A 21595-nucleotide genomic window follows, 5' to 3' on the forward strand; every position below is an offset into this window, starting at 1 on the left:
TGTTATATTCGGGTGGTCGGGATGCCGTACGGTGACGCCATGAGCGCCAGGACCAGAAGCGAGGAGCGCCGGGCCGAGATCGTCCGGGCGGCCCTGGAGGTCATCGCCGAGCGCGGCTACCGGGGCGCGAGCCTGGCCGCGGTGGCCGAACGGGTCGGGCTGACCCAGCAGGGGCTGCTGCACCACTTCCCGACCAAGGACGCGCTGCTGGTCGCGGTGCTGGAGGAGCGGGACAAGTGGGACGCCGTGCCGAACGGCAGCTGGCGGGTCGACCTGCTCACCTCCCTCGTCGAGTACAACGCCATGCGGCCGGGCATCATCCAGACCTTCTCGGCGCTGCTCGGCGAGAGCGTGACGGAGGGACATCCGGCGCGGGAGTACTTCACCGACCGCTACACCCGGGTGCGCGCGTCGATGGCGGTGGCGCTGCGCGCCGAGTACGGCGACCGCCTGCCGAACGGGCTGAGCCCGGAACGCACCGCGCCCCTGCTGATCGCGGTCATGGACGGCCTGCAGTACCAGTGGCTCCTGGACCCCGAGGCCGTGGACATGCCGGAGGCGTTCCGGGACTTCATGCGGCTGCTGGGCGAGCCCGTGGAGTGAGGGTCACTGGTCCCAGGCGACGGCCAGCGCCTTGCTCACCCCGCAGACAAGGGCGAGGGCGAGCGCCCGGACAGGGGCTCCGGCGGCGAACAGGGCGAGCACGCCCGCACCGAACCAGAGCACCTCGAAGCCCACGCGACCGGCCCCCCTCGTCTTGTACTTCGCACGCGGCGAGCCGAACAGCGCCCACGACGCGACGAGTACGGCGGGCGCCGCGAGACCGAGCGGCCAGGACACGGTGAAGCCCCAGTACGCGGCAGCCGCCGGCGCGCCGAGCTCGACGAGCTCGACGAGGAAGAGAACGACCGAGTTGGCTGCCTTCATGGGCCGCAGCATCACCCGGCCGCAGGCACCGCCGCCACGACTTCGATCTCTATCCGCGCCTCGGGGCGGAACAGACGGGGCACCTCGAAGGTCATGCTGGTGGGCGGGGTGCCGGTGAGGAACTCCCGTCGTACGGCGCCGTACTGCTCCAGCTCGGAGATGTCGGTGAGACAGGTGCGGATGTTGATGACGTCGGCCAGGCTCGCGCCGTGCGCCGCCAGCAGGGCGGCGAGGGTCTCGAAGACGCCCCGCGACTGTTCGGCGAGGGAGTCGCCCTCGGCGATCTGCCCGGAGACGAACAACAGGGCGCTGCCGTCGGCCTGTTCGACGCGGGCGACCTGGGAGTAGTAGGGGCTCAGCGGCTGGGGCGCGCCGGCGGGGTTGTCGAGGATGATCCGCATGACGTCGACGCTAGGTCCGCCCTTGCGGTGCGACAAGCGAATGTCCAGCATGACTGCCATGCCGAATCCGCATCGCACGGGCCTTCCGCCCGACCTGGCCACCGTCTGGCTGCGGGTCTTCCTGGAGGTGGCCCGGCACGAGTCGTTCACCGTGGCCGCGCGCACCCTGGGATGGACGCAGTCGGCGGTGTCCCGGCAGATCTCCTCCCTGGAGGGCGCGTTGGGCGGGGCGCCGCTGTTCGACCGGCTGCCGAGGGGCGTCCGGCTGACGGAGGCCGGGCGGGTGCTCGTGCCGTACGCCGAGACCGTCACCGGGGCACTGCACGCGGCCGCGGGCGAGCTGGCGTCGCTGCGTGAGGCGGCGGGCGGCCGACTGCGGTTCGGGGCGTTCCCGACGGCGGACGCGGCGCTGGTCCCGCACGCCCTCGGTGCCTTCCGGGGCCGCTATCCGAAGGTCCGGGTGACCCGTGCGGAGGGGCTGACCCCGATGTTGCTGGAGCGGCTCGCCGAGGGGCGTCTGGATCTCGCGGTGGTCTCGACGACAGGGGGTGCGCCGCTGTCGTCGTACGCACTCCACCATCTGCTCGACGAGTCGCTGTACGTCGCCGTCCCGGCCGGGCATCCGCTGGCGGACGAGGGCGGCCCGGTGCGGCTCGGGCGGCTGGCCGACGCCGACTGGATCTCCGGGAGCGCGCGTCCCGAGGGCACGCTGCTCGACGCGGCGCTGCGGCAGGGCTTCCGACCGCGGATCGCGCATGTCGTCGGGGAGTGGACCGCCAAGCAGGGCTACGTCGCCGCCGGGCTCGGGGTGACGCTGGTGCCGGCGCTGGCCGCGGAGTCGGTGCGGCCGGACGTCGTGCTGCTGCCGGTGCTCGACGAGGGGGCTCCCGCGCGGGCGGTGTACGCGGCGGCGGTGCGGGGGCGGTCCCTGTCACCGGCCGCGGAGGCGTTCGTTCGCGCGCTGCGGGAGGCGGCCGGGCGGATTCCCCGTACGGCACCCCCCATGGCGTAGACCACTGCGTCACGCGATACTGCCGTGGTCCCGCACCACTCGCGCCCCACAGCGACGGAAGGACCTGAACTCCCTTGACTTCTCTACGTGTTCGGCTCGGCATCCTCGGACTGGCACTGCTGGCGGGACCGGCGGTCCCCGCGACCCCGGCGGCGGCCGCGGCCGCGCCCTCGCCCACGGTGGAGGAACAGCGGCTCGACAAGGCGGTGCCGCGGGAGATCCTGGAGCGGTCCGGGTTCGACGCCGTGCCGCTCCGCTTCACGCGGGCGCTCGGGTCGGCGCGTTCCTACGGGGAGGCCCGGAGGGTCGTCGTACGGCAGGGGTCCGCGCTGTGGAAGCGGGCGGTGGACCGGGCGCAGGGGCGGGGACCGGCCGGTGGGGATCTGAGCCGGGACGACGACCGGCCGCTGTACTGGGCGCGGTTGGGAATGACGCGTGAAGTACGGACCTGGGAGCCGTCGTTCGGGCTGACGGACGCACAACGCGCCGCCCTGCTGGGTGAGTTGGAGCGGACCTCGCGAGGGCAGACGGCGGTGCGGTACCCGGACGGGGGCCGGGTGAAGCGGGTGCTGGTCACCGGGTTCGATCCGTTCACGCTGGACCGGGACATACGGATCTCCAATCCGTCCGGGGCGAGTGCGCTCGCGCTCGACGGGACGGTGATCCGCACGGCGGAGGGGCCCGCGCGCGTGGAGACCGTCGTGTTTCCCGTGCGGTGGCAGGACTTCACCGACCGGACGGTGGAGCGGGCGCTGCGGCCGTATCTGAAGAAGGTCGACCTCTTCACGACCGTGAGTCAGGGGCGGGTGGGGCGGTTCGACGTCGAGCGGACCAACGGGGCCTGGCGGGGCGGGTTCCCGGACAACGACAACATCGGGGTGACCGGGACGGTGCCGGTCTCCGACCCGGCCTCGCAGCCGCAGTGGACGACGACCACGCTGCCGTACAAGGCGATCGTGGACGCGGACACCGGGCGCTTTCCCGTCTACGACAACACGAGTGTGACCGAGATCCCGGCGGGCGGTACGCAGCCGGTGGTCCGTCCGGACGGGCCGACCGCGGGGTCGCAGGCGCGGGCCGGGGGCGGCGGGAACTACCTCTCCAACGAGATCGCCTACCGGGTGACGCTGCTGCGGGACCGGCTGGGCCTGCACGACGTGCTGCCGGGTGGGCATGTGCACACGCCTGTGCTGGAGTTCGGCGCGGGGAACACCGATCCGGCGACGGGGACGGTGACCGATCCCGGGTTCGTGCGGAACCGGCTGGACATCATCGCGCAGGTACGGGCGATCGTCACGGTGGCGGTGGAGGCGGGGGCGTAGGGCTCCGCCCCCGCCCTCCGTCGGCCCGCGTCGGCTCAGGTTCCGAGCTCGCCGGGCACCGTCTCCTCCTCGGGCTCCTCGTCCCCGTCCGGGGTTTCCTCGCCCAGCAGCTCCCGCGCCATCAGCGTCGCTCCCGCGACCGCGCCCGGCATCAGGAACACCGCGACGAAGGGGACCACGAAGGCCACGGCGAGGGGGGTGCCGAAGCCCCAGACGAGGGCCCTGCGGGAGCGGAGGAGGGCCAGGCGGGAGCGGAGCTCGACGCCTCGGCGCTGCAGGGCCACCGACGTGAGCTCCTCGGTGAGGAAGAAGCCCGTCACGAAGAAGCCGATCACCGGGATCACGGTCTGGCCGACGAAGGGGACGAAGCCCAGGGCGAAGAGCAGGACCGCCCACAGGGCGGCCCGGACGAGGATGCGCAGGCTGTCCCTCGCCGAGATCCACAGCTCGCGCCACAGGGGCAGACCGGACTCGGGGGCGGTGCCGTCCGGGGAGACGTCCCGGTCGACCTTCTCGGAGAGGTTCTCGTAGAAGGGCTGGCCGATCAGGAGGGTGACCGCCGTGAAGGTCAGGACCGCCAGGAGGACGGCCAGCACGAACAGGACCACCACGAGGAAGCCCCGGAACAGGCCCTGCCACGGGCTCGACCAGTCGTCGGCGAAGGGGGTCGACCAGGACACCGCGTCCTCGCCCCAGGTCGCCAGGGCCACCAGCGCGGCCACGTACAGCACCAGGGTGATCAGGCCCGGGATCAGCCCGAAGCCGTACTGCTTGCCATGCCGGGCCACCCACCGCTGGCCCTTCAGGAGATAGTGGAAGCCCGCCCCGAGATCACGCATGGCCAGAACCCTATCGGGTGCTGCTCAGGCCGGGGATACGGCCACCACGACGCCCTGTTCCGCCGCCGGGGACACCGCCGCCGACACCCTCACCGCGACCGCCCTGGCCACCCGGCCCGTGCGGGAGGCGGCGGCCGTCAGGGCGGGCTGGAGCCGCTCCAGACCCGACACGAACAGTTCCTCCCCGGCGAGCAGCACCGGCCGGGCCGCCTTCGCCACGGCCGCCGCCGCGTCCGTGAGGTCGGCGAGGGGCGGGAGCGCGGCCCGTACCGCCTCCGCGCCGGTGCCGGCCGTGCGTTCGGCCAGGGCCACCTGCAGGGGCATCAGCGGGGCCAGGGCCGCCGTCAGCGCGTCCGCGATCCGGCGCAGTTCGGGGGTCGAGTCGCGCAGCACCCCGGTCGCCGCGCGGATCAGCGGAGTCAGGGCCAGCAGGGTCCCCGCGACCACGCCCGCCGCCGCGGGCAGCAGCGGGGAGGACGCCTCGATCAGTTCGCCCAGCGCGGTCGCGAACTCCTCGACGGCCGGCTCCACCGCGTCCAGGACCGGCAGCAGGCTGTCGCCCAGCGCCGCCAGCAGTGCCTGCGCCGGTTCGCTCACCGGATGCACGGCCAGCGGGGCGCCGGTGGTGCCGAGCCGGGTGAGGGTGTCGACGATCCGGTAGAACGCCTCCTGGGCCTGCGGGGACGCGCTCGCCTCGGCCAGTTCCGCCGTCGTCTCGCGCAGCACCCGCAGCATCTCGGGGCCCGAACCGTCCCTCGGGTCGAAGGTGTTGAGCGCGATCCTGGTGACGTTCAGGGTCGTGTCCAGGAGTTGGCCGGTGATGTCGGTGGTGCTGCGTGCCATGCGCAGCACGTCGTCCCTGCTGGGGAGCGAAGGGATCGTCGCCATGGGCCTCTCCTGTGGACTCGCTCGCTCGCCGCCCGCTTCCGCCGTCACCAGCATGCCCCGTCCGGGCACCCGAGTTGTGCCATCCGGGGCATCCGTGGCACGAACTCCCTCTTGTTGCGGTTGAGTCGAACAGGTACATCTCGCCGTACCGATCTCAGGAAGCTCCGGAGGAGGTACTCGGGCGGTCCCGTCGCCGCGGCCGGGCGGGCCTCGGCCGCCAGTGGTCCGCGAGGCGGGCATTGTTCACCATGGCACACGCGAGCAGCGGCTGAGGCAGAGGTTGAGGAGAGCGGATGACGCAGGAGATCCACGGCACCGTCGCGGCCGGCTTCGAGCCGGTTCGCGAGGAGTTCGCCGCTTTCGTGGCCGGTGAACGGCCCGACTACGAGGGACAGTTGAGCGCGTATGTGCACGGCCGGCGGGTCGTCGACCTGTGGGCCGGCGCGGGCGCGGGACCGGACTCCCTGTACGGCGTGTTCTCGTCGACCAAGGGTGCCGCCCATCTGGTGGTCGCGCTTCTCGTCCAGGAGGGCACGCTGGAGCTGGACCGCAAGGTGACCTACTACTGGCCGGAGTTCGGGGCCGAGGGCAAGGGCCAGCTGACCCTGCGGGATCTGCTGGCGCACCGGGCCGGGGTGGTCGGACTGGACGGCGGGTTCAGCGCGCAGGAGCTGGCGGACGACCGGGCGATGGCGGAACGGCTCGCGGACCAGAAGCCGTTCTGGCGCCCCGGTACGGCCTTCGGGTACCACGCGCTCGTCATCGGCGCGCTCACCGGTGAGATCGTGCGGCGCGCGACCGGCCGTACGCTCCAGGAGGTCTGGGAGGAGCGGATCCGTGCCCCCTACGGGCTGGACTTCCACCTGGGTCTGCCCGGGTCCCTGGAGCCGCGGTACCGCTCCGTGCAGCCGATGGCACCGACGCCCACCCAGCAGGCCCTGCTGGACACGGCGGCCACCGGTCCGCACACCCTGGCCTCGATCGCCTTCAACCAGCAGGTGCCGGAGCCGGGCGATCTCACCGGCTACGCCAACTCCCGTGCCGTACGCGCGAAGGGCCCGGCGTCGGCGGGCGGGGTGGCGGCGGCGCGCGGGCTGGCCGGGATGTACGCGGCGGCGATCAGCGACGTGGCCGACCGTCCGCCGCTCCTGAAGCCCGACATGATCACCGAGGTGGGTCAGATCCACTCCGTCGGCTACGACCTGGTGGCCCGCGCCCACAAGTCCTACGGTCTGGGCTTCCAGGCCACGGCCGACATGTGGCACCCCTTCCTCGGCGCCGGTTCCTTCGGCCACAGCGGCGCGGGCGGCTCGCAGGCCTTCGCGGACCCCCGCAGCGGCCTGGCCTACGGCTACACCCGCCGCCGGATGGCGTTCCCGGGAGGGGCGGCACCGGAGAACGAGCGGTTCGTGCGGGCCGTGCACCGGGCGGCACTGGCCGTGTGAGCCGCAGGGGCCGTCCGGGCCGTCCGGGCCGTCCGGCATGAGCGGAGGCGGCACCCCACGTCCAGGGGTACCGCCTCCGCCGTGTACGACCAACGAGCTCCGTCAGACGAGCGTCACGGAGATGTTCCCGCGGGTCGCCTTCGAGTACGGGCAGACCTGGTGGGCCTTCTCAAGCAGGGCCCGGGCGGTCTGCGGGTCGACGTTCGGGACGGTCGCCGAGATCTCGACGATCAGTCCGAAGCCGTCGGTGTTCTTGCCTATGCCCACCTTCGCGGTGACCGTCGAACCGGAGATGTCGGCCTTCTCCTGGCGGGCGACGACACCGAGGGCGCCCTGGAAGCAGGCGCTGTACCCGGCGGCGAAGAGCTGCTCGGGGTTGGTGCCCGTGCCGCTGCCGCCCATCTCCTTGGGCGGGTTGACGAGCACGTCGAGCGTGCCGTCGTCCGTGGCGACCCGTCCGTCGCGGCCGTTCTCGGCGGTGGCGACGGCGGTGTACAGGACGTCGGACTGCTGGATTTCCGGCATGCGGTTGTCTCCTCCTCGGTCCACCACGACTCGCGCCCACGATCGACGGTGGAATTCGGAAAGAAGTTACCGCATGACGGAAAATCCTTGAACCGTCAGAGCTTGACGATCATCTTGCCGGTGTTGTCGCCGCGCAGGACCCCGAGGAAGGCCTCCAGGTTGTTCTCGATGCCCTCGACGACCGTCTCGCGGTACTTGAGCTGCCCCGAGGCCACCCACGGGCCGACCTCGGAGACGAACTCCGGCTGGAGGTCGTAGTGATCGCCGACGAGGAAGCCCTCGATGCGGCCGCGGGTCTGGATCAGCCGGGCGAGGTTGCGCGGGCCGGGGGCGGCCTCGGTGTTGTTGTAGACGGAGATCATGCCGCAGACCGCGATCCGGCCGCCCTGATTGAGGGAGCCGATGGCGGCCTCCAGGTGGTCACCGCCGACGTTGTCGAAGTAGACGTCGACGCCGTCCGGAGCCGCCTCGCGGAGCTGGTCGCTGACCTTGCCGTTCTTGTAGTTGAAGGCCGCGTCGAAGCCGTACTCCTCGACGAGCAGCTTGACCTTCTCGTCCGAGCCGGCCGAGCCGATGACCCGGGAGGCACCCTTGAGCTTGGCGATCTGGCCGACCTGGCTGCCGACGGCACCCGCGGCGCCGGAGACGAAGACCGAGTCGCCCTCCTTGAAGGAGGCGGTGCGCAGCAGGCCCGCGTAGGCGGTGAGGCCGGTCATGCCGAGGACACCGAGGTACGTCGACAGGGGCGCGGCGTCGGCGTCCACCTTGACGGCGTTCTCGGCGCGGACGACCGCGTACTCGCGCCAGCCGAAGAAGTGCAGGACGTGGTCACCGACGGCGATGCCCTCGGCGTTGGAGGCGACGACCTCGCCGACCGCGCCGCCCTGCATGACCTTGCCGAGCTCGAAGGGCGCGGCGTACGACTTCGCGGCGCTCATGCGACCGCGCATGTACGGGTCGACGGAGAGGTACGTGTTGCGGACCAGAACCTGGCCCTCACCAGGGGTCGGGACCTCGGCTTCGACCAGGGCGAAGTCCTCGGGCTTGGGCCAGCCGACCGGGCGGGAGACGAGGTGCCATTCGCGGTTGATCATGATGCCTGCGACCTTTCCATTTACTTCAGTGCCTTAAACAACCATGCTCCTGAATATTTCAGGTTGTCAAGTAAAGGGGTACCCTGGAGCGCATGCCCACTCCTCACAAGACCCGGCCCGACGCGCTGACCATGGAAGTCGTGGAGCTCATCGGGGACGTGGTGGCCCGCTTCTACTCGGACTACGAGGACGCGGCCGCGGAGCACGCCCTCACCGGGGCGCAGGCGCGGCTGCTGAGTCTGCTGTCCCTGGAGCCGTTGCCCATGCGCAAACTGGCCCAGAAGCTGAAATGCGAGCCGTCGAACGTCACCGGGATCGTGGACCGGCTGGAGTCCCGCGGGCTGGTCGAGCGGCGGCCCGATCCCGCGGACCGGCGGGTGAAGGTGGCGGCGGCGACGGAGGCCGGACTCGAGGTGGCCCGGGAGCTGCGGGAGGGACTGCGGTTCGCGCGCGAGCCGCTGGCGGGGCTGTCCCCCGGGGAGCGGGAGTCGCTGCGGGATCTGCTGCGGAGGATGCGGGACGCGTAGCGGCGGCGGCGCTCGACGGGGCCGCACTGCCGCTCGACGGGGCCGCACCGCCGGTCGAAGGGGCCGCACTGCCGGGACGGCGGGGGCGGTTACGGGTGCGGGTGAGCTGTGGCGGGTCGCGCGGCTCCCGTCACCCCTGGACGCGCCGACTCGTCACGAGAGCGCTTCGCTTCACACGGGCGAAGGCCGGCGATCTCAGGTGCACCACCAGAGGAAGCGTTCGCACTCCGACGGGGACGGGTCCGGGCTCGGGGCCGTCGTGGTGGGGGTGGCGGTGGGGGCCGAACCGCCGCTCGTGGACGTGGGCGCGGCGGTGGGGGCCGAACCGCCGGGGGCCCTGGTCGTCGCCGACGAGGCGTCGGGGCTTGTGGTCGCGTCGGCGTCCTCGCTCCGGGACGCGGAGGCCGACGGGGACTCCGACGGCTTCGCCGAGGGGGAATCCGAAGGAACGGTTCCCTTGGACCCGGCGGGCTTCGAGGCCGACTCGCTCGCCTCCGGGGAGGCGCCGCCCTCGGCCGACTCCCCGCCCGCCGCGGCCGGCTTCGGGGATGATCCCGGGGCGTCCATGCCGAGCTCCGCGAGGCTCAGACCGCCGGCGGCGAGCACGAAGCCCGCGGCGATCAGCAGGGTCCGGCGGCGGCGTCTGCGATGAGCCGCAGCTTTGCGATCACGACGACTGGCTCCGCCGGCGGGGTCGTCGGAGCCGTCCTCGTCGTACTCGTCGGCGTGGGCGTCCTCGGGTTCCGCGGAGGGAGTGGGGCCGTCGGCCCTCTCCGCACCGCGGCCACGCGCTCGCCGCCGCGAGGCCCGGCCACCGCTCACGCCGGCGGGGCTACCGCTCACGTCGGCCTCGACGTCGGTGTCCGAGCCGGTGTCGGCCCCGGTAGAGCCGTAGCCCGCCCCGGCCTCCGCCGACCGGCCATCTGCGGGATCACCCTCGGGAGAGGCGGCGCCGCGACCGTCCCCGCCGTACGCCATGCCACCGTGACCACCGGCGTCGTGCGCCACACCACCCGGGCCGTACGAGGTGGGGCCGTGCCTGTCTCCGCCGTACTGCGTGACCTCGTCGCCGCCTCCGCCGTACTGAGAAGTCGCACCCGTGCCGTACGCCCCGGCCATCCCCTGGCCGCCGTACACACCCGTCCCGCCCGCGCCCCCATGGCCGCCGAACCCTCCGGCCGTCGCCTCATGGCCCGGGTACGCGCCCGCGTGGGCGCCCCCCGCGAAGGAAGGGCCGCCGTACTGCTCCTCGGCTGCGTACGCCGTGTACGCCGGGATCACCGAAGGCTCCTGCGGCTGGGCCTGGGCCGGTACGCGGGGGGTGGCGCGTATCTCTTCGATCGAGGTGCCGCACCCCGGGCAGGCGAGGGCGCCGTTCAGGTGCCTTCGGCACGGGTCGCAGTAGTCCATGACGCGGGAAGACTAAGTTCCTCTCATGCGGCTTTCATAGCCGCGTTCGTGAAGGTTGTGTGTTGAACCATCCTTTCCGGCGCGGCGGGTGGAGGATGTTCCATCCCCCATCGCATCGAATCCGACATCGCCGGTTCCCCGTCGGCTCAGTTCTTCTTACGGGTCGTCATCACGCGCTGGATCAGGATGAACGCGCAGAGCAGCACACCCGTGGCAATCTTCGTCCACCAGGAGCTGAGCGTGCCCTCGAACTGGATGATGCTCTTGATGAGGCCGAGGACGAGGACGCCGAAGAGGGTGCCCAGGACATAGCCGGAGCCGCCCGTCAGCAGGGTGCCGCCGATGACCACCGCGGCGATCGCGTCGAGTTCCATGCCCACGGCGTGCAGCGGGTCACCGGACTGGATGTAGAGCATGAAGAGCAGGCCGGCCAGCGCGGAGCAGAAGCCGCTCATCGTGTAGACCGCGATCTTCGTGCCGCCCAGCGGGAGGCCCATCAGCAGAGCCGACTGCTCGTTGCCGCCGATGGCGTACACCCGGCGTCCGAAACGCGTGTAGTGGAGGATGTAGAAGGCCGCGGCCAGGACGACCAGGGCCACGACGGCGCCGATCGACAAGTCCCCCACGCCCAGCGGCACTCGCGTCTGCGCAAGGCTGCTCACGTCGGAGTCGTCGATGGCGATCGACTCCTTGCTGATGACCAGGCACAGGCCCCGGAAGAGGAAGAGACCGGCGAGCGTCACGATGAACGGCTGGATCTCGAAGTTGTGGATCACATAGCCCATGAGGAAGCCGCCGAACGCTCCCACGGCCAGGGATATGGGGATCACCAGGAGCAGGGGCAGGCCCACGTCCTGTACCAGCCACGCCGTGAGCATCGTCGTGAAACCGATCACCGAGCCCACGGACAGGTCGATGCCGCCGGACATGATGACGAAGGTGGCCCCGACGGCGGCGACCAGCAGATAGCCGTTGTCGATGAACAGGTTGAGGAACACCTGCGAGTCGCCGAAACCGTAGTTCTGGTAGCGGCTGAGGCCGACGACGTACATCGCGAGGAACAGGCCGGCCGTGACCACGACGGGCAGCCGTCGGTCGCCGAGCAGGCGGGCGGACCTGGACGTCGTACGGCGCTCCGGCGCGCCCGGCGTCGCGGGAGTCCTGGTGGTCGTACTCATCACGACACCTCCATCTTGGGAGCGGAGTCGGCGGGCTCGGCGACCGCGGCGGGCGCTGCCGGGGCCGCGGTCTTCGCGCGGGCGCCGAAGACCTTGGCGCGGAACTTCGGGGACTGGAGCAGGCACACGACGATGACGACGACTGCCTTGAAGACCAGGTTGGTCTGGGTGGGTACGCCGATGGTGTAGATCGTCGTCGTGAGGGTCTGGATGACCAGGGCGCCGATGACCGTGCCGCCGATGGAGAAGCGTCCGCCGAGCAGCGAGGTGCCGCCGATGACGACGGCGAGGATCGCGTCGAGCTCGATCCACAGGCCCGCGTTGTTGCCGTCCGCGGCCGAGGTGTTGGAGCTGATCATCAGGCCCGCGATCCCCGCGCACACCGCGCAGAACACGTACACCATGATCTTGATGCGCATCGACCGGATGCCCACCAGACGGCTGGCCTCGGCGTTGCCGCCCACCGACTCGACGAGCAGACCGAGGGCCGTGCGGCGGGTCAGCAGGACGGTGACGGCCACGACCGCGGCCACCACGAAGATGGAGAAGGGCAGCGTCAGCCAGTAGCCGCCGCCGATGAGCTTGTACGGCTCGCTGTTGATGGTGATGATCTGGCCGTCGGTGATCAGCTGGGCGACACCGCGGCCGGCGACCATGATGATGAGGGTCGCGATGATGGGCTGGATGCCCATCCTGGCGACGAGGAAGCCGTTCCACAGGCCGCAGACCACCGCCGCGATCAGGCCGAGGCCCATCGCGAGCAGCACTGAGGACAGAGCGCCCTGGTCGGCCTGGTCGCTGATGTACGAACAGGTCAGGGCCCCGGTGATGGCGACCACGGCGCCGACCGAGAGGTCGATGCCGCCGGTGGCGATGACCAGGGTCATGCCGACCGCCACCAGGATCAGGGGCGAGCCGAACAGCACGATCGAGACGAGGCTGCCGTAGAGGTGGCCGTTCGTCATGTGGATCGCGAAGAAGTCGGGCGTGAAGGGAACGTTGACGAGCAGCAGGGCTACCAGGACCGCGACCGGCCAGAACAGGTGATGGTGCGTCAGTGCTCGCCAGCGGGAGGTGGTGGTCACTGGTGTTCTCCGCTCGCGATGGTCTCGAGGATCTTGCTGGGGGTGATCTCGGGCCCGTTGGTGAGCTGTGCCACCAGCTTGCGGTCGCGCAGCACTCCGATGGTGTGGCTGAGGCGGAGGACCTCCTCCAACTCGGCCGCGATGTAGAGCACGGACATGCCGTCCTCGGAGAGGGAGACCACCAGCTTCTGGATCTCCGTCTTGGCACCGATGTCGATGCCGCGCGTCGGCTCGTCCAGGATCAGCAGCTTCGGCTGGGTGATCAGCCAACGGGCGAGAAGCACCTTCTGCTGGTTTCCGCCGCTCAACTGGCCGACCCTGGCCTCCGGGTTGGCGGGGCGGATGTCCAGCGCCTTGATGTACTTGGCGACGAGTTCGTCGCGCTGCGCGGTGGGGATGGGCCGGGTCCAGCCGCGGGCCGCCTGCAGGGCGAGGATGATGTTCTCACGGACCGTCAGATCCGGGACCAGGCCCTCGGTCTTGCGGTTCTCCGAGCAGAACGCGACCCCGGCGCCGATGGCGTCGTTCGGGGCGCTCATGGAAACCTGCTTGCCGCCGATGGTGACCGTGCCGCTGTCCGGCTGGTCGGCGCCGAAGAGCAGCCGGGCCAGTTCGGTGCGGCCGGAGCCGAGCAGGCCCGCGAGGCCGACGACCTCGCCCTTCTTGATGTCCAGGTCGAAGGGGGCGATGCCGCCGGTCCTGCCGAGGCCCTCCGCCTTCATCAGCGACTCGCCCACGTCCGCGCGGAGTTGGTGGTCGTGGAGCTCCTCCAGCTGGTCCAGGGCCTTGCCGATCATCAGCTCGATCAGCCCGACCTGGTCGAGGTCGCGGACCATGTGCTCGCCCACCAGGGTGCCGTTGCGCAGGACCGTCATGCGGTCGCAGATCTCGTAGATCTGGTCGAGGAAGTGGGAGACGAAGAGGATCGCCACACCCTCGTCCCTCAACTGCCGCATCAGGCGGAACAGTTCGAGGACCTCGTCGCGGTCGAGGCTGGAGGTCGGCTCGTCCAGGACCAGGACCTTGGTGCCGGAGCCCTCGCCGTCGCTGTCACCGGTGCCCACCGACCGTACGATCGCGACCAGTTGCTGCACCGCGAGGGGGTAGGAGGACAGCGGCGCGGTGACGTCGATGTCGAGGCCGAGGCGGTCTACGAGCTCCGCCGCCTCCTTGCGCATGCGCTTCCACTGGATGCGGCCCGCGCGGGTGGGTTCACGTCCGATGAAGATGTTCTCCGCCACCGACAGGTTGGGGCAGAGGTTGACCTCCTGGTAGACCGTGCTGATGCCGGCGTGCTGCGCCTGCAGCGGGCTGCCGATCCGCACGGCCTTGCCGTCGAGGGTGATGGTGCCGCCGTCCAGGGAGTAGACCCCGGTCAGCACCTTGATCAGAGTGGACTTCCCTGCCCCGTTCTCGCCCATCAGGGCGTGGATCTCGCCGGGGAAGAGCCGGAAGTCGACGCCCGACAGAGCCCTTACCCCCGGAAACTCTTTGACTATGCCCGTCATCTCCAGGACGGGCTGCGGCTCTGCCATGGCAGCGCTCCTCATGGACTCATCGAATCGTTCAAGGCCCGCGGGGAGCCTCCTTGAGCCGAGGTGTGCTCGGCCTGCCGGAGGCTCCCTGCCGGTGGGTGCGGTCGGTCGGTACCGCGGTCGGTCGGTACCGCGGCCGGTCGGTACCGCGGTCGGTCCGTACCGCGGTCGGTCCGTACCGCGGTCGGTCCGTACCGCGGTCGGTCCGTACCGCGGTCGGTCCGTACCGCGGTCGGTCCGTACGTGCGCGGTCGGTCAGTACTTGCGGCTGGGGAGCGCGGCCTTGGCCTGGTCCTGCATGAAGTCGCCCTCCTTGGTCTTGATCCAGCGCTCGACCGTCTCGCCGTTCTTGACCTTCTTCACGACGTCCATCAGCTGGGGGCCGAGCAGCGGGTTGCACTCGACGATGGCGTTGATCTTGCCCTCGGACATGGCCACGAAGCCGTCCTTCACGCCGTCGATCGAGACGATCAGGATGTCCTTGCCGGGCTTCTTCCCCGCCGCCTCTATGGACTGAATGGCGCCGATGGCCATGTCGTCGTTGTGCGCGAAGAGCACGTTGACGTCCGGGTTGGACTGCAGGAAGGCCGCCATGACCTGCTTGCCGCCGGCGCGGGTGAAGTCACCGGTCTGGCTGACGACGACCTTCCAGTCGTCCGCGTGGTCCGCGTCCATGACCTCCTTGAAGCCCTTGGCGCGCTCGATCGCCGGGGCGGCACCGGTGGTGCCCTCCAGCTGTGCGATCTTCACGGGGCCCTTGTGGCCGGCCTTCGTCAGGACCTTCTCCAGGATCCTGGCGGCGCGGCGACCCTCGTCGGTGAAGTCGGAGCCGACCAGGGTGACGTACAGGGACTCGTCGGAGGTCTCGACGGAGCGGTCGGTGAGGACCACCGGGATCTTCGCGGTCTTGGCCTCCTTGAGCACCGCGTCCCAGCCGGTGACGACGACCGGGGAGAAGGCGATGACGTCCACCTTCTGCGCGATGTAGCTGCGGATGGCGGAGATCTGGTTCTCCTGCTTCTGCTGGGCGTCGGAGAACTTCAGGTTGTAACCCGCCTCCTTGGCCGCGGACTTCACCGAGTCGGTGTTGGCGCTGCGCCAGCCGCTCTCGGAGCCGACCTGGGAGAAGCCGAGGGTGATCGTCTTGCTGCCGTCGGAGGAGGTGCTGGATCCCTTGTCCTCCTTGGCGCAGGCCGCCAGGGTGCCCGCCGCCGCCACGCCGACCGCCGCAGTGAGGAAGTTCCTTCTGTTGAGCATGTTCTTCTCCTTTGAAGAGCCAGGACCGATCGCACTGCGTCCAGCCTGTCGATCATTATTCGAAATATCGGCCGCACTGGTGTGCGAATATTGCCGATGGGTAGTGCGTGGTGCCGCGTCAGTCGGGTGCGGTGCTGGCCCGGACGACGAGTTGGGGTTCGATGGCGACTCCGGGCGTCCCGGAGGGCGCCCGGCCCTCGATGAGATCCAGCAGCAGGGCGATGCTCCGCTTGCCCACCGTCGCGAAGTCCTGCCGGACGGTGGTGAGCGGTGGAGCGAAGAACTCCGATTCCGGGATGTCGTCGAAGCCGACCACCGCGACGTCCTGGGGAGTGCGTACGCCCGCCTCACGCAGCGCCCGCAACACCCCCAGTGCCATCTGGTCGTTGGCGACGAAGACGGCGGTCAGTCCGCGGCCCACCCAGCCGGCCAGTTCCTGGCCCGCGCGATAGCCCGACAGCGGACTCCAGTCCCCCCGCAGCGGCAGTGGCGGCTCGACGCCCGCCGCTTCGAGGGTCGCCCGCCAGCCGGCGGCCCGGTCGGCGGCCTCCTGCCAGTCCTCGGGTCCGGCGAGATGCCAGACGTTGCGGTGACCGGCAGCCAGCAGATGGCTGGTGGCCAACCTGGCGCCCAGCTGCTGGTCCACGTTGACGCTGGGGATCTCCGCGCCGGAGCCGGTCCCCACGGCCACCACCGGGAAGGGATGGCGGAGTTCCGCGAGGGCCTCGACCGCCGACCGCTGCGGAGCGAGGGCGATCACCCCCTCCACCCCGCCCTCGCTGAGGTGGTCCAGGGCCTCGGAGAGGGTCTCCACCGCCAGCTTGCGCAGGCTGACCGTCGAGACGGTGTACCCCTTGGCGCGCGCCGCCTCCTCCAGCGCGAACAGCGTGCTGGCCGGTCCGTAGAGGGTGGTGTTGGAGGCGACCACACCCAGGGTCCGGGTGCGCCGGGTCACCAGGGCCCGCGCCGAGAAGTTGCGGCGGTAGCCCATCTCCTCGATCGCACGCAGCACCCTGGCACGCGTCTCGTCCCGCACATTGGGGTGATCCCCCAGGACGCGCGAGACGGTCTGGTGGGACACCCCGGCCAGGCGTGCCACATCGGCCATGGTGGGTGGCCGGAGCTGTACGTCGTTCACGGCCGCACCTCCTTGGCGATCGCTTGTGGGCAGGTCCTGTGTGGTGGGCGGACGATTCCGCGCCGCCCGGGTCACTCCGGCGTTCCGTACGACCCCGCGACATCGACCGGTGGGGTGGCTGGGAGCAGTGCCGACACGACGCTCGTACCTCCTTGGATGCCGGTGGGCACCGATCGGTGAATGCGGAGGTAATTGTGAGCGTTAACAATTCACGGCGGTCAAGAGGGCTGCAGCGGGAAGTGTCGTCACGGTTGAATAACGCCTCAAGCTGCAGGAGTTGAGGAGGGGGGCGGTTTCGCGCGGCCGTACACCGCCGATGTGCGGCCATGTGAGCGCCTCTCCGAAACCGTTACGCGTTCGACCACCCGACCCATTGACACTCCGACCGCGTCGTCCTTACGGTCGTGCCAGCATTTCGAACGTGAGCCGAAATTTCGAACAAGCTGAGAGCCTAGGGAGTAGCTGACGTGCGCATCACGGGAATCAGCACGCACGTGGTCGGGACGCCATGGCGGAACCTGACCTACGTCCAGGTGCACACCGACGAGGGACTCACCGGAGTCGGCGAGACCCGCATGCTGGGCCACACCGACGCCCTGCTCGGCTATCTGCACGAGGCGAAGACCAACCACATTCTCGGGTCGGACCCGTTCGCTGTCGAGGACCTCGTCAAGCGTATGAAGTACGGCGACTACGGCCGGGCCGGCGAGATCGTGATGTCCGGTATCGCCGTGATCGAGATGGCCTGCTGGGACATCAAGGGCAAGGCCCTGGGTGTGCCCGTCTGGCAGCTGCTCGGCGGCAAGGTCACCGACAAGGTCAAGGCGTACGCCAACGGCTGGTACACCACCGAACGGACCCCGGAGGCCTACCACAAGGCCGCCCAGGGGGTCATGGAGCGCGGCTACAAGGCGCTCAAGATCGACCCCTTCGGCACCGGGCACTTCGAGCTCGACCACGAGCAGAGCCTGTACGCCGTCTCGCTCATCGAGGCCGTCCGTGACGCCATCGGGCCGGACGCCGAGCTGATGCTGGAGATGCACGGCCGCTTCTCACCCGCCACGGCCGTCCGCCTGGCCAAGGACCTCGCGCCCTTCAAGCCCGCCTGGCTCGAGGAGCCGGTGCCGCCGGAGAACCTGAAGGCGCTGGAGAAGGTCGCCGCCAAGGTGGAGATGCCGGTCGCCACCGGTGAGCGGATCCACGACCGCATCGAGTTCCGTGAGCTCTTCGAGAGCCAGGCCGTGGACATCATCCAGCCCGACGTCGGCCACATCGGCGGCATCTGGGAGACCCGGAAGCTGGCCGCGACCGCCGAGACCCACTACATGCTGGTGGCGCCCCACAACGTGGGCGGGCCGGTCCTGACCGCCGCCTCCCTCCAGGTCGGCTTCACCGCGCCGAACTTCAAGATCCTGGAGCACTTCAACGACTTCGCCGACGCGGAGATCAAGAAGGTCGTCAAGGGCGCCCCGCAGGTCGTGGACGGCTACTTCCACCTGTCCGACGCCCCCGGCCTCGGTGTCGAGCTGGACGTCGACGCCGCCGCCGAGTTCCCGCAGCAGCAGGCCCGGTTCGACCTGTGGGCCGACGGCTGGGAGCAGCGCAAGCCGAAGAGCCCCGCGCAGTGAGCACCGCGGTCGTCATCGAGGCGCCCGGCGAGCACCAGCTCGTCGAGCACACACCTCGTGAGCCCGCCGCCGGCGAGGCGCTGGTCCGCGTCCACGCCGTCGGCATCTGCGGCAGCGACCGCGAGGTGTACCAGGGCAACCGGCCCGAGGGGTACGTCCGCTACCCGCTCACGCCCGGCCACGAGTGGTCCGGCACGGTCGAGGCGGTCGGCTCCGGGGTTCCGGCGTCGCTCGTCGGCCGCAAGGTGGTGGGCGAGGGCTTCCGGAACTGCCAGGTCTGCGACCGCTGCCACGCGGGCGAGACCACGCTGTGCACGGCCGGCTACGAGGAGACGGGCTTCACCCAGCCCGGCGCCATGGCCACCACGCTCACCCTGCCGGCCCGACTGCTGCACGCCCTCCCGGACGACGCCGACCTGACGGCGGCCGCGCTCCTGGAACCCGCCGCCTGCATCGCCGCCGCCGCTCTCAAGGCGAACGCGCGGCCCGGCGAGCGGGTCGCCGTGGTGGGTACGGGGACGCTCGGGATGTTCGCCGTCCAGTTCCTGAAGGCGGGTTCCCCGTCGGAGCTGCTGGTGGTGGGCACCCGCCCGGACCGTGCGGAGCTCTCGAGGACCTTCGGCGCCACCGACTTCCGCACCCGGGACCAGGAGTTGCCGGACGACTTCGACGTCGTCATCGAGACCGCCGGATCGGCGTCCGCCGCCAACACCGCCGCCTCGCTGCTCAGACGCGGCGGCCGGCTCGTCCTCACCGGTATCCCGGCCGCGGGCGCCGACGGACTCGACCCCACCGATCTCGTCGTACGGCAGCTGGAGGTGCACACCGTGTTCGGAGCGCCGCCGGACGCCTGGGCACACACGGTGCGGGTCTTCGGGGCCGGGCTCCTCGATCCGCTGCCGCTCGTCACCCACGAGTTGCCGCTGGACCAGTTCCCCCAGGCCATCGAGTTGGTGGGGTCCGGCGACCCGAAGGTCGGGAAGGTCCTCCTCCGGCCATGACACATCGCTGAGCCGTACGCCGGTACGGGGTACCTGACGACTTCGTACCGGCGTACACCCAGAGCCTTGCGCACCCAGAGCCGCGAATGTCGTCCGAAATACCGAACATGAAGGACAGCTTGTGACCGAGACCACCGCCAGCGCGGCCCGACGACCCGGCGAGCGGGCACTTGCCGCGCTGGGCCTGAACACGCCCGCCCCCGACCCCTCCGACGCGTCCCCGCACACCTTCCCCGGTGGCGGACGCTGGCGCACCGAGGTGCCCTCCGTGGAGGGCCCCGAGGCCCTCGGCGTGGTCCTCAAGGAGTCCTCGCGGCTCGATGTGCCGATCCACCGGATCAGCCAGGGCTCGGGCGTGTGGATGCTCACCGACGCCGAGATCACCGAGATGGTGGAGGCGACCTCCGAGCGCGACATCGAACTCTGCCTGTTCACCGGGCCCCGCGGCACCTGGGACATCGGCGGCTCCACCCGCACCGACTCCCGGGGGGCAGGGCTGCGCGCCCGGGGCCACGACGCGGTCGCCGGGTGCGTCGAGGACGCCGTCCGCGCCACCGAGCTCGGTGTGAAGTGCCTGCTCGTCGCCGACGAGGGTGTGCTGTGGACGCTGCACCGGGCGCGGTCCGCCGGGATCATCCCGGCCGACACGACGCTGAAGGTGTCGGCGCTGATCGGGCCGGTGAACCCGACCGCGTACGCCGTGTACGAGAACCTCGGCGGCGACTCGATCAACGTGCCCAGCGATCTGACGCTCGATCACCTCACCGAGATCCGGCGGGTGTCGGCCGCCCCGATGGACATGTACATCGAGGCCCCCGACGATCTCGGCGGCTATGTGCGGATGTACGAGGTCGCCGAGCTGATCCGGCGCGGCGCACCGCTCTATCTGAAGTTCGGCCTGTCGAAGGCCCCCGGGATCTACCCGTACGGGCACCACATGCGCGATCTCACGCTCTCCACCGCCAAGGAGAGAGTGCGGCGCGGACGGCTCGCCCTGGACCTGCTCGCGCGGCACGGGGCGGACGGCGACATGGCGCCGCTCGGCTCCCGGCTGCCGGGCGCGCTGAAGCGGTTCGAAACGCCTGCATAACGTTCCGGACAACGCCCCTTCACAAAAGCCGACGCAGTCGAACAGACTCCGACACACCTCAGCCTCTCCCGGTCGTCACCCGTACCGCCCCTGGCGCCCAGACCGCCGGACCGCACCCGGCCTCCCGACATCAAGGAAGATGATCATGCGTATCCGCAGAGCCGCACTCCCCGCCATAGCCACCTCGGCCGTCCTCGCCCTCACCCTCTCCGCCTGCGGTCAGAACAGCGAGGGCGGCAGCGAGAAGGAGTCGGGCAGCGCCAAGGGCGGCACGATCGGCATCGCGATGCCGACCAAGTCCTCCGAGCGCTGGATCGCCGACGGCAAGAACGTCGTGGCGGACCTGGAGTCCAAGGGCTACAAGACCAAGCTGGTCTACGGCGAGGACGAGCCCGACCAGCAGGTCTCGCAGATCGAGAACCTGATCACCCAGGGCGTCAAGGCCCTGATCGTCGCCGCGATCGACAACAAGTCGCTGAACAACGTGCTCCAGGAGGCGAAGGACGCGGGCATCCCGGTCATCGCCTACGACCGTCTCATCCTCGGCACGCCGAACGTCGACTACTACGCCTCCTTCGACAACACCAAGGTCGGCGAGCTCCAGGCCAACTACATCGTCGAGAAGCTCGGTCTGAAGGAGGGCAAGGGCCCCTTCAACATCGAGCTGTTCGCCGGCTCCAACGACGACAACAACACCAAGTACTTCTTCGGCGGCGCGATGAGCGTCCTGAAGCCGTACATCGACAGCAAGAAGCTCGTCGTCAAGTCCGGCCAGACCGCGCTCAACAAGGTCACCACCCTGCGCTGGGACGGCGCCACCGCCCAGCGCCGCATGGACGACATCCTGACCGGCTCCTACAAGACCGGCCGGGTCGACGCGGTGCTCTCGCCGTACGACGGCATCTCGATCGGCATCCTGTCGGCGCTGAAGTCCGACGGCTACGGCACCGGCGCCAAGCCGCTGCCGGTCCTCACCGGCCAGGACGCCGAGCTCGCCTCGGTGAAGTCGATCATCGCGGGCCAGCAGACGCAGACCGTCTACAAGGACACCCGCCAGCTGGCCAAGGTCGCCGGAAGCATGGTCGACGCGGTCCTCAACGGCAAGAAGCCGGAGACCAACGACACCAAGACGTACGACAACGGCTCCAAGGTCGTCCCCGCCTACCTGCTGAAGCCGGTGAGCGTCGACAAGACCAACTACAAGCAGGTTCTGGTCGACGGCGGCTACTACACCGAGGCCGACCTCAAGTAATCCGCCCCGCCTGCAACAGACACAGATTGGAAGGCACGACC

At 70.3% G+C, this 21595-nt stretch carries 21 protein-coding genes; 9 read left to right on the plus strand and 12 right to left on the minus strand.

Translation table 11 applies throughout. The features are described 5' to 3' along the window. The first annotated feature begins 21 nt into the window (after positions 1-21). Entirely contained in the window at positions 22-603 is a 582-nt protein-coding gene (locus IOD14_RS35540) for a TetR/AcrR family transcriptional regulator (protein WP_123988887.1), read from the plus strand. Between the two features lie 3 nt (positions 604-606). Here IOD14_RS35540 and IOD14_RS35545 read toward each other — a convergent pair whose 3' ends face one another. Beyond that, positions 607-927: a YrdB family protein gene (locus tag IOD14_RS35545; RefSeq protein ID WP_212672464.1), complete on the minus strand. Its 321-nt coding sequence runs from the start codon at positions 925-927 to the stop codon at positions 607-609. An 11-nt stretch (positions 928-938) separates the two neighbouring features. Continuing rightward, entirely contained in the window at positions 939-1328 is a 390-nt protein-coding gene (locus IOD14_RS35550; protein ID WP_212673461.1) for a RidA family protein, read from the minus strand. 58 nt (positions 1329-1386) lie between these two features. Here IOD14_RS35550 and IOD14_RS35555 point away from each other — a divergent pair, with 58 nt between their 5' ends. Both IOD14_RS35555 and IOD14_RS35560 read left to right on the plus strand, forming a co-directional pair. Next, entirely contained in the window at positions 1387-2340 is a 954-nt protein-coding gene (locus tag IOD14_RS35555; protein ID WP_249126145.1) for a LysR family transcriptional regulator, read from the plus strand. 74 nt (positions 2341-2414) lie between these two features. Then, positions 2415-3662: a pyroglutamyl peptidase gene (locus IOD14_RS35560; RefSeq protein ID WP_123988890.1), complete on the plus strand. Its 1248-nt coding sequence runs from the start codon at positions 2415-2417 to the stop codon at positions 3660-3662. 35 nt (positions 3663-3697) lie between these two features. Here the strand turns inward: IOD14_RS35560 and IOD14_RS35565 are convergent, their stop codons facing one another. Next, positions 3698-4501: an EI24 domain-containing protein gene (locus IOD14_RS35565; RefSeq protein WP_123988891.1), complete on the minus strand. Its 804-nt coding sequence runs from the start codon at positions 4499-4501 to the stop codon at positions 3698-3700. Between the two features lie 24 nt (positions 4502-4525). After that, on the minus strand, positions 4526-5389 hold the full coding sequence (locus IOD14_RS35570) for a hypothetical protein (protein ID WP_123988892.1): 864 nt from the start codon (positions 5387-5389) through the stop codon (positions 4526-4528). A 293-nt stretch (positions 5390-5682) separates the two neighbouring features. Between IOD14_RS35570 and IOD14_RS35575 the strand changes: the two genes are divergently transcribed. After that, a complete protein-coding gene (locus IOD14_RS35575) occupies positions 5683-6834 on the plus strand; it encodes a serine hydrolase domain-containing protein (protein ID WP_123988893.1) in 1152 nt (383 codons plus the stop codon). 102 nt (positions 6835-6936) lie between these two features. Here the strand turns inward: IOD14_RS35575 and IOD14_RS35580 are convergent, their stop codons facing one another. Further along, positions 6937-7359 (minus strand): organic hydroperoxide resistance protein, encoded by a 423-nt coding sequence (locus IOD14_RS35580; RefSeq protein ID WP_123988894.1) that lies wholly within the window; start codon positions 7357-7359, stop codon positions 6937-6939. A 95-nt stretch (positions 7360-7454) separates the two neighbouring features. Beyond that, complete coding sequence (locus IOD14_RS35585) at positions 7455-8453, minus strand: NADP-dependent oxidoreductase (protein WP_123988895.1); 999 nt, start codon at positions 8451-8453, stop codon at positions 7455-7457. A 92-nt stretch (positions 8454-8545) separates the two neighbouring features. On the opposite strand from IOD14_RS35585, the gene IOD14_RS35590 reads away from it, so the two are divergent. After that, the gene (locus tag IOD14_RS35590) at positions 8546-8980 is read left to right on the plus strand and encodes a MarR family transcriptional regulator (protein ID WP_212672466.1); all 435 of its coding nucleotides are present in this window, start codon (positions 8546-8548) and stop codon (positions 8978-8980) included. A gap of 195 nt (positions 8981-9175) precedes the next feature. Here IOD14_RS35590 and IOD14_RS35595 read toward each other — a convergent pair whose 3' ends face one another. The 6 genes from IOD14_RS35595 to IOD14_RS35620 form a co-directional block, all read right to left on the minus strand. Beyond that, entirely contained in the window at positions 9176-10390 is a 1215-nt protein-coding gene (locus tag IOD14_RS35595) for a hypothetical protein (RefSeq protein ID WP_212672467.1), read from the minus strand. A 146-nt stretch (positions 10391-10536) separates the two neighbouring features. After that, positions 10537-11568: a galactofuranose ABC transporter, permease protein YjfF gene (gene yjfF / locus IOD14_RS35600; RefSeq protein ID WP_123988897.1), complete on the minus strand. Its 1032-nt coding sequence runs from the start codon at positions 11566-11568 to the stop codon at positions 10537-10539. Continuing rightward, entirely contained in the window at positions 11568-12653 is a 1086-nt protein-coding gene (locus IOD14_RS35605; RefSeq protein ID WP_212672468.1) for an ABC transporter permease, read from the minus strand. Before IOD14_RS35605 ends, yjfF begins: the two co-directional genes overlap by 1 nt. Beyond that, on the minus strand, positions 12650-14188 hold the full coding sequence (locus tag IOD14_RS35610; protein ID WP_212672469.1) for a sugar ABC transporter ATP-binding protein: 1539 nt from the start codon (positions 14186-14188) through the stop codon (positions 12650-12652). The genes IOD14_RS35605 and IOD14_RS35610 overlap by 4 nt, the downstream gene beginning before the upstream one ends. A gap of 255 nt (positions 14189-14443) precedes the next feature. Then, positions 14444-15445, minus strand: a complete 1002-nt coding sequence (locus IOD14_RS35615; protein ID WP_123988900.1) for an ABC transporter substrate-binding protein — start codon at positions 15443-15445, stop codon at positions 14444-14446. Between the two features lie 118 nt (positions 15446-15563). Then, positions 15564-16583 (minus strand): LacI family DNA-binding transcriptional regulator, encoded by a 1020-nt coding sequence (locus tag IOD14_RS35620; RefSeq protein WP_123988901.1) that lies wholly within the window; start codon positions 16581-16583, stop codon positions 15564-15566. A 467-nt stretch (positions 16584-17050) separates the two neighbouring features. Here IOD14_RS35620 and IOD14_RS35625 point away from each other — a divergent pair, with 467 nt between their 5' ends. The 4 genes from IOD14_RS35625 (at position 17051) to chvE (ending at position 21554) form a co-directional block, all read left to right on the plus strand. Beyond that, positions 17051-18211, plus strand: coding sequence for a mandelate racemase/muconate lactonizing enzyme family protein (locus IOD14_RS35625; protein WP_123988902.1), 1161 nt, complete (start codon positions 17051-17053; stop codon positions 18209-18211). Further along, positions 18208-19212 (plus strand): alcohol dehydrogenase catalytic domain-containing protein, encoded by a 1005-nt coding sequence (locus IOD14_RS35630; RefSeq protein WP_123988903.1) that lies wholly within the window; start codon positions 18208-18210, stop codon positions 19210-19212. The genes IOD14_RS35625 and IOD14_RS35630 overlap by 4 nt, the downstream gene beginning before the upstream one ends. 121 nt (positions 19213-19333) lie before the next feature. Continuing rightward, positions 19334-20302 (plus strand): hypothetical protein, encoded by a 969-nt coding sequence (locus IOD14_RS35635; protein WP_212672470.1) that lies wholly within the window; start codon positions 19334-19336, stop codon positions 20300-20302. Between the two features lie 145 nt (positions 20303-20447). Beyond that, complete coding sequence (chvE, locus tag IOD14_RS35640) at positions 20448-21554, plus strand: multiple monosaccharide ABC transporter substrate-binding protein (RefSeq protein ID WP_123988905.1); 1107 nt, start codon at positions 20448-20450, stop codon at positions 21552-21554. Positions 21555-21595: the final 41 nt, after the last annotated feature.

The organism is Streptomyces sp. A2-16, assembly GCF_018128905.1.
In the GTDB taxonomy this organism is placed as follows: Bacteria; Actinomycetota; Actinomycetes; order Streptomycetales; family Streptomycetaceae; genus Streptomyces.

Coding starts and splice junctions, on each gene's coding strand:
- IOD14_RS35570 (WP_123988892.1), bottom strand. CDS start 5,389: ATGGCGACGATCCCTTCGCTCCCCAGCAGGGACGACGTGCTGCGCATG.
- yjfF (WP_123988897.1), bottom strand. CDS start 11,568: ATGAGTACGACCACCAGGACTCCCGCGACGCCGGGCGCGCCGGAGCGC.
- IOD14_RS35585 (WP_123988895.1), bottom strand. CDS start 8,453: ATGATCAACCGCGAATGGCACCTCGTCTCCCGCCCGGTCGGCTGGCCC.
- IOD14_RS35590 (WP_212672466.1), top strand. CDS start 8,546: ATGCCCACTCCTCACAAGACCCGGCCCGACGCGCTGACCATGGAAGTC.
- IOD14_RS35580 (WP_123988894.1), bottom strand. CDS start 7,359: ATGCCGGAAATCCAGCAGTCCGACGTCCTGTACACCGCCGTCGCCACC.
- IOD14_RS35555 (WP_249126145.1), top strand. CDS start 1,387: ATGCCGAATCCGCATCGCACGGGCCTTCCGCCCGACCTGGCCACCGTC.
- IOD14_RS35610 (WP_212672469.1), bottom strand. CDS start 14,188: ATGGCAGAGCCGCAGCCCGTCCTGGAGATGACGGGCATAGTCAAAGAG.
- IOD14_RS35575 (WP_123988893.1), top strand. CDS start 5,683: ATGACGCAGGAGATCCACGGCACCGTCGCGGCCGGCTTCGAGCCGGTT.
- IOD14_RS35595 (WP_212672467.1), bottom strand. CDS start 10,390: ATGGACTACTGCGACCCGTGCCGAAGGCACCTGAACGGCGCCCTCGCC.
- IOD14_RS35550 (WP_212673461.1), bottom strand. CDS start 1,328: ATGCGGATCATCCTCGACAACCCCGCCGGCGCGCCCCAGCCGCTGAGC.
- chvE (WP_123988905.1), top strand. CDS start 20,448: ATGCGTATCCGCAGAGCCGCACTCCCCGCCATAGCCACCTCGGCCGTC.
- IOD14_RS35545 (WP_212672464.1), bottom strand. CDS start 927: ATGAAGGCAGCCAACTCGGTCGTTCTCTTCCTCGTCGAGCTCGTCGAG.
- IOD14_RS35540 (WP_123988887.1), top strand. CDS start 22: ATGCCGTACGGTGACGCCATGAGCGCCAGGACCAGAAGCGAGGAGCGC.
- IOD14_RS35565 (WP_123988891.1), bottom strand. CDS start 4,501: ATGCGTGATCTCGGGGCGGGCTTCCACTATCTCCTGAAGGGCCAGCGG.
- IOD14_RS35615 (WP_123988900.1), bottom strand. CDS start 15,445: ATGCTCAACAGAAGGAACTTCCTCACTGCGGCGGTCGGCGTGGCGGCG.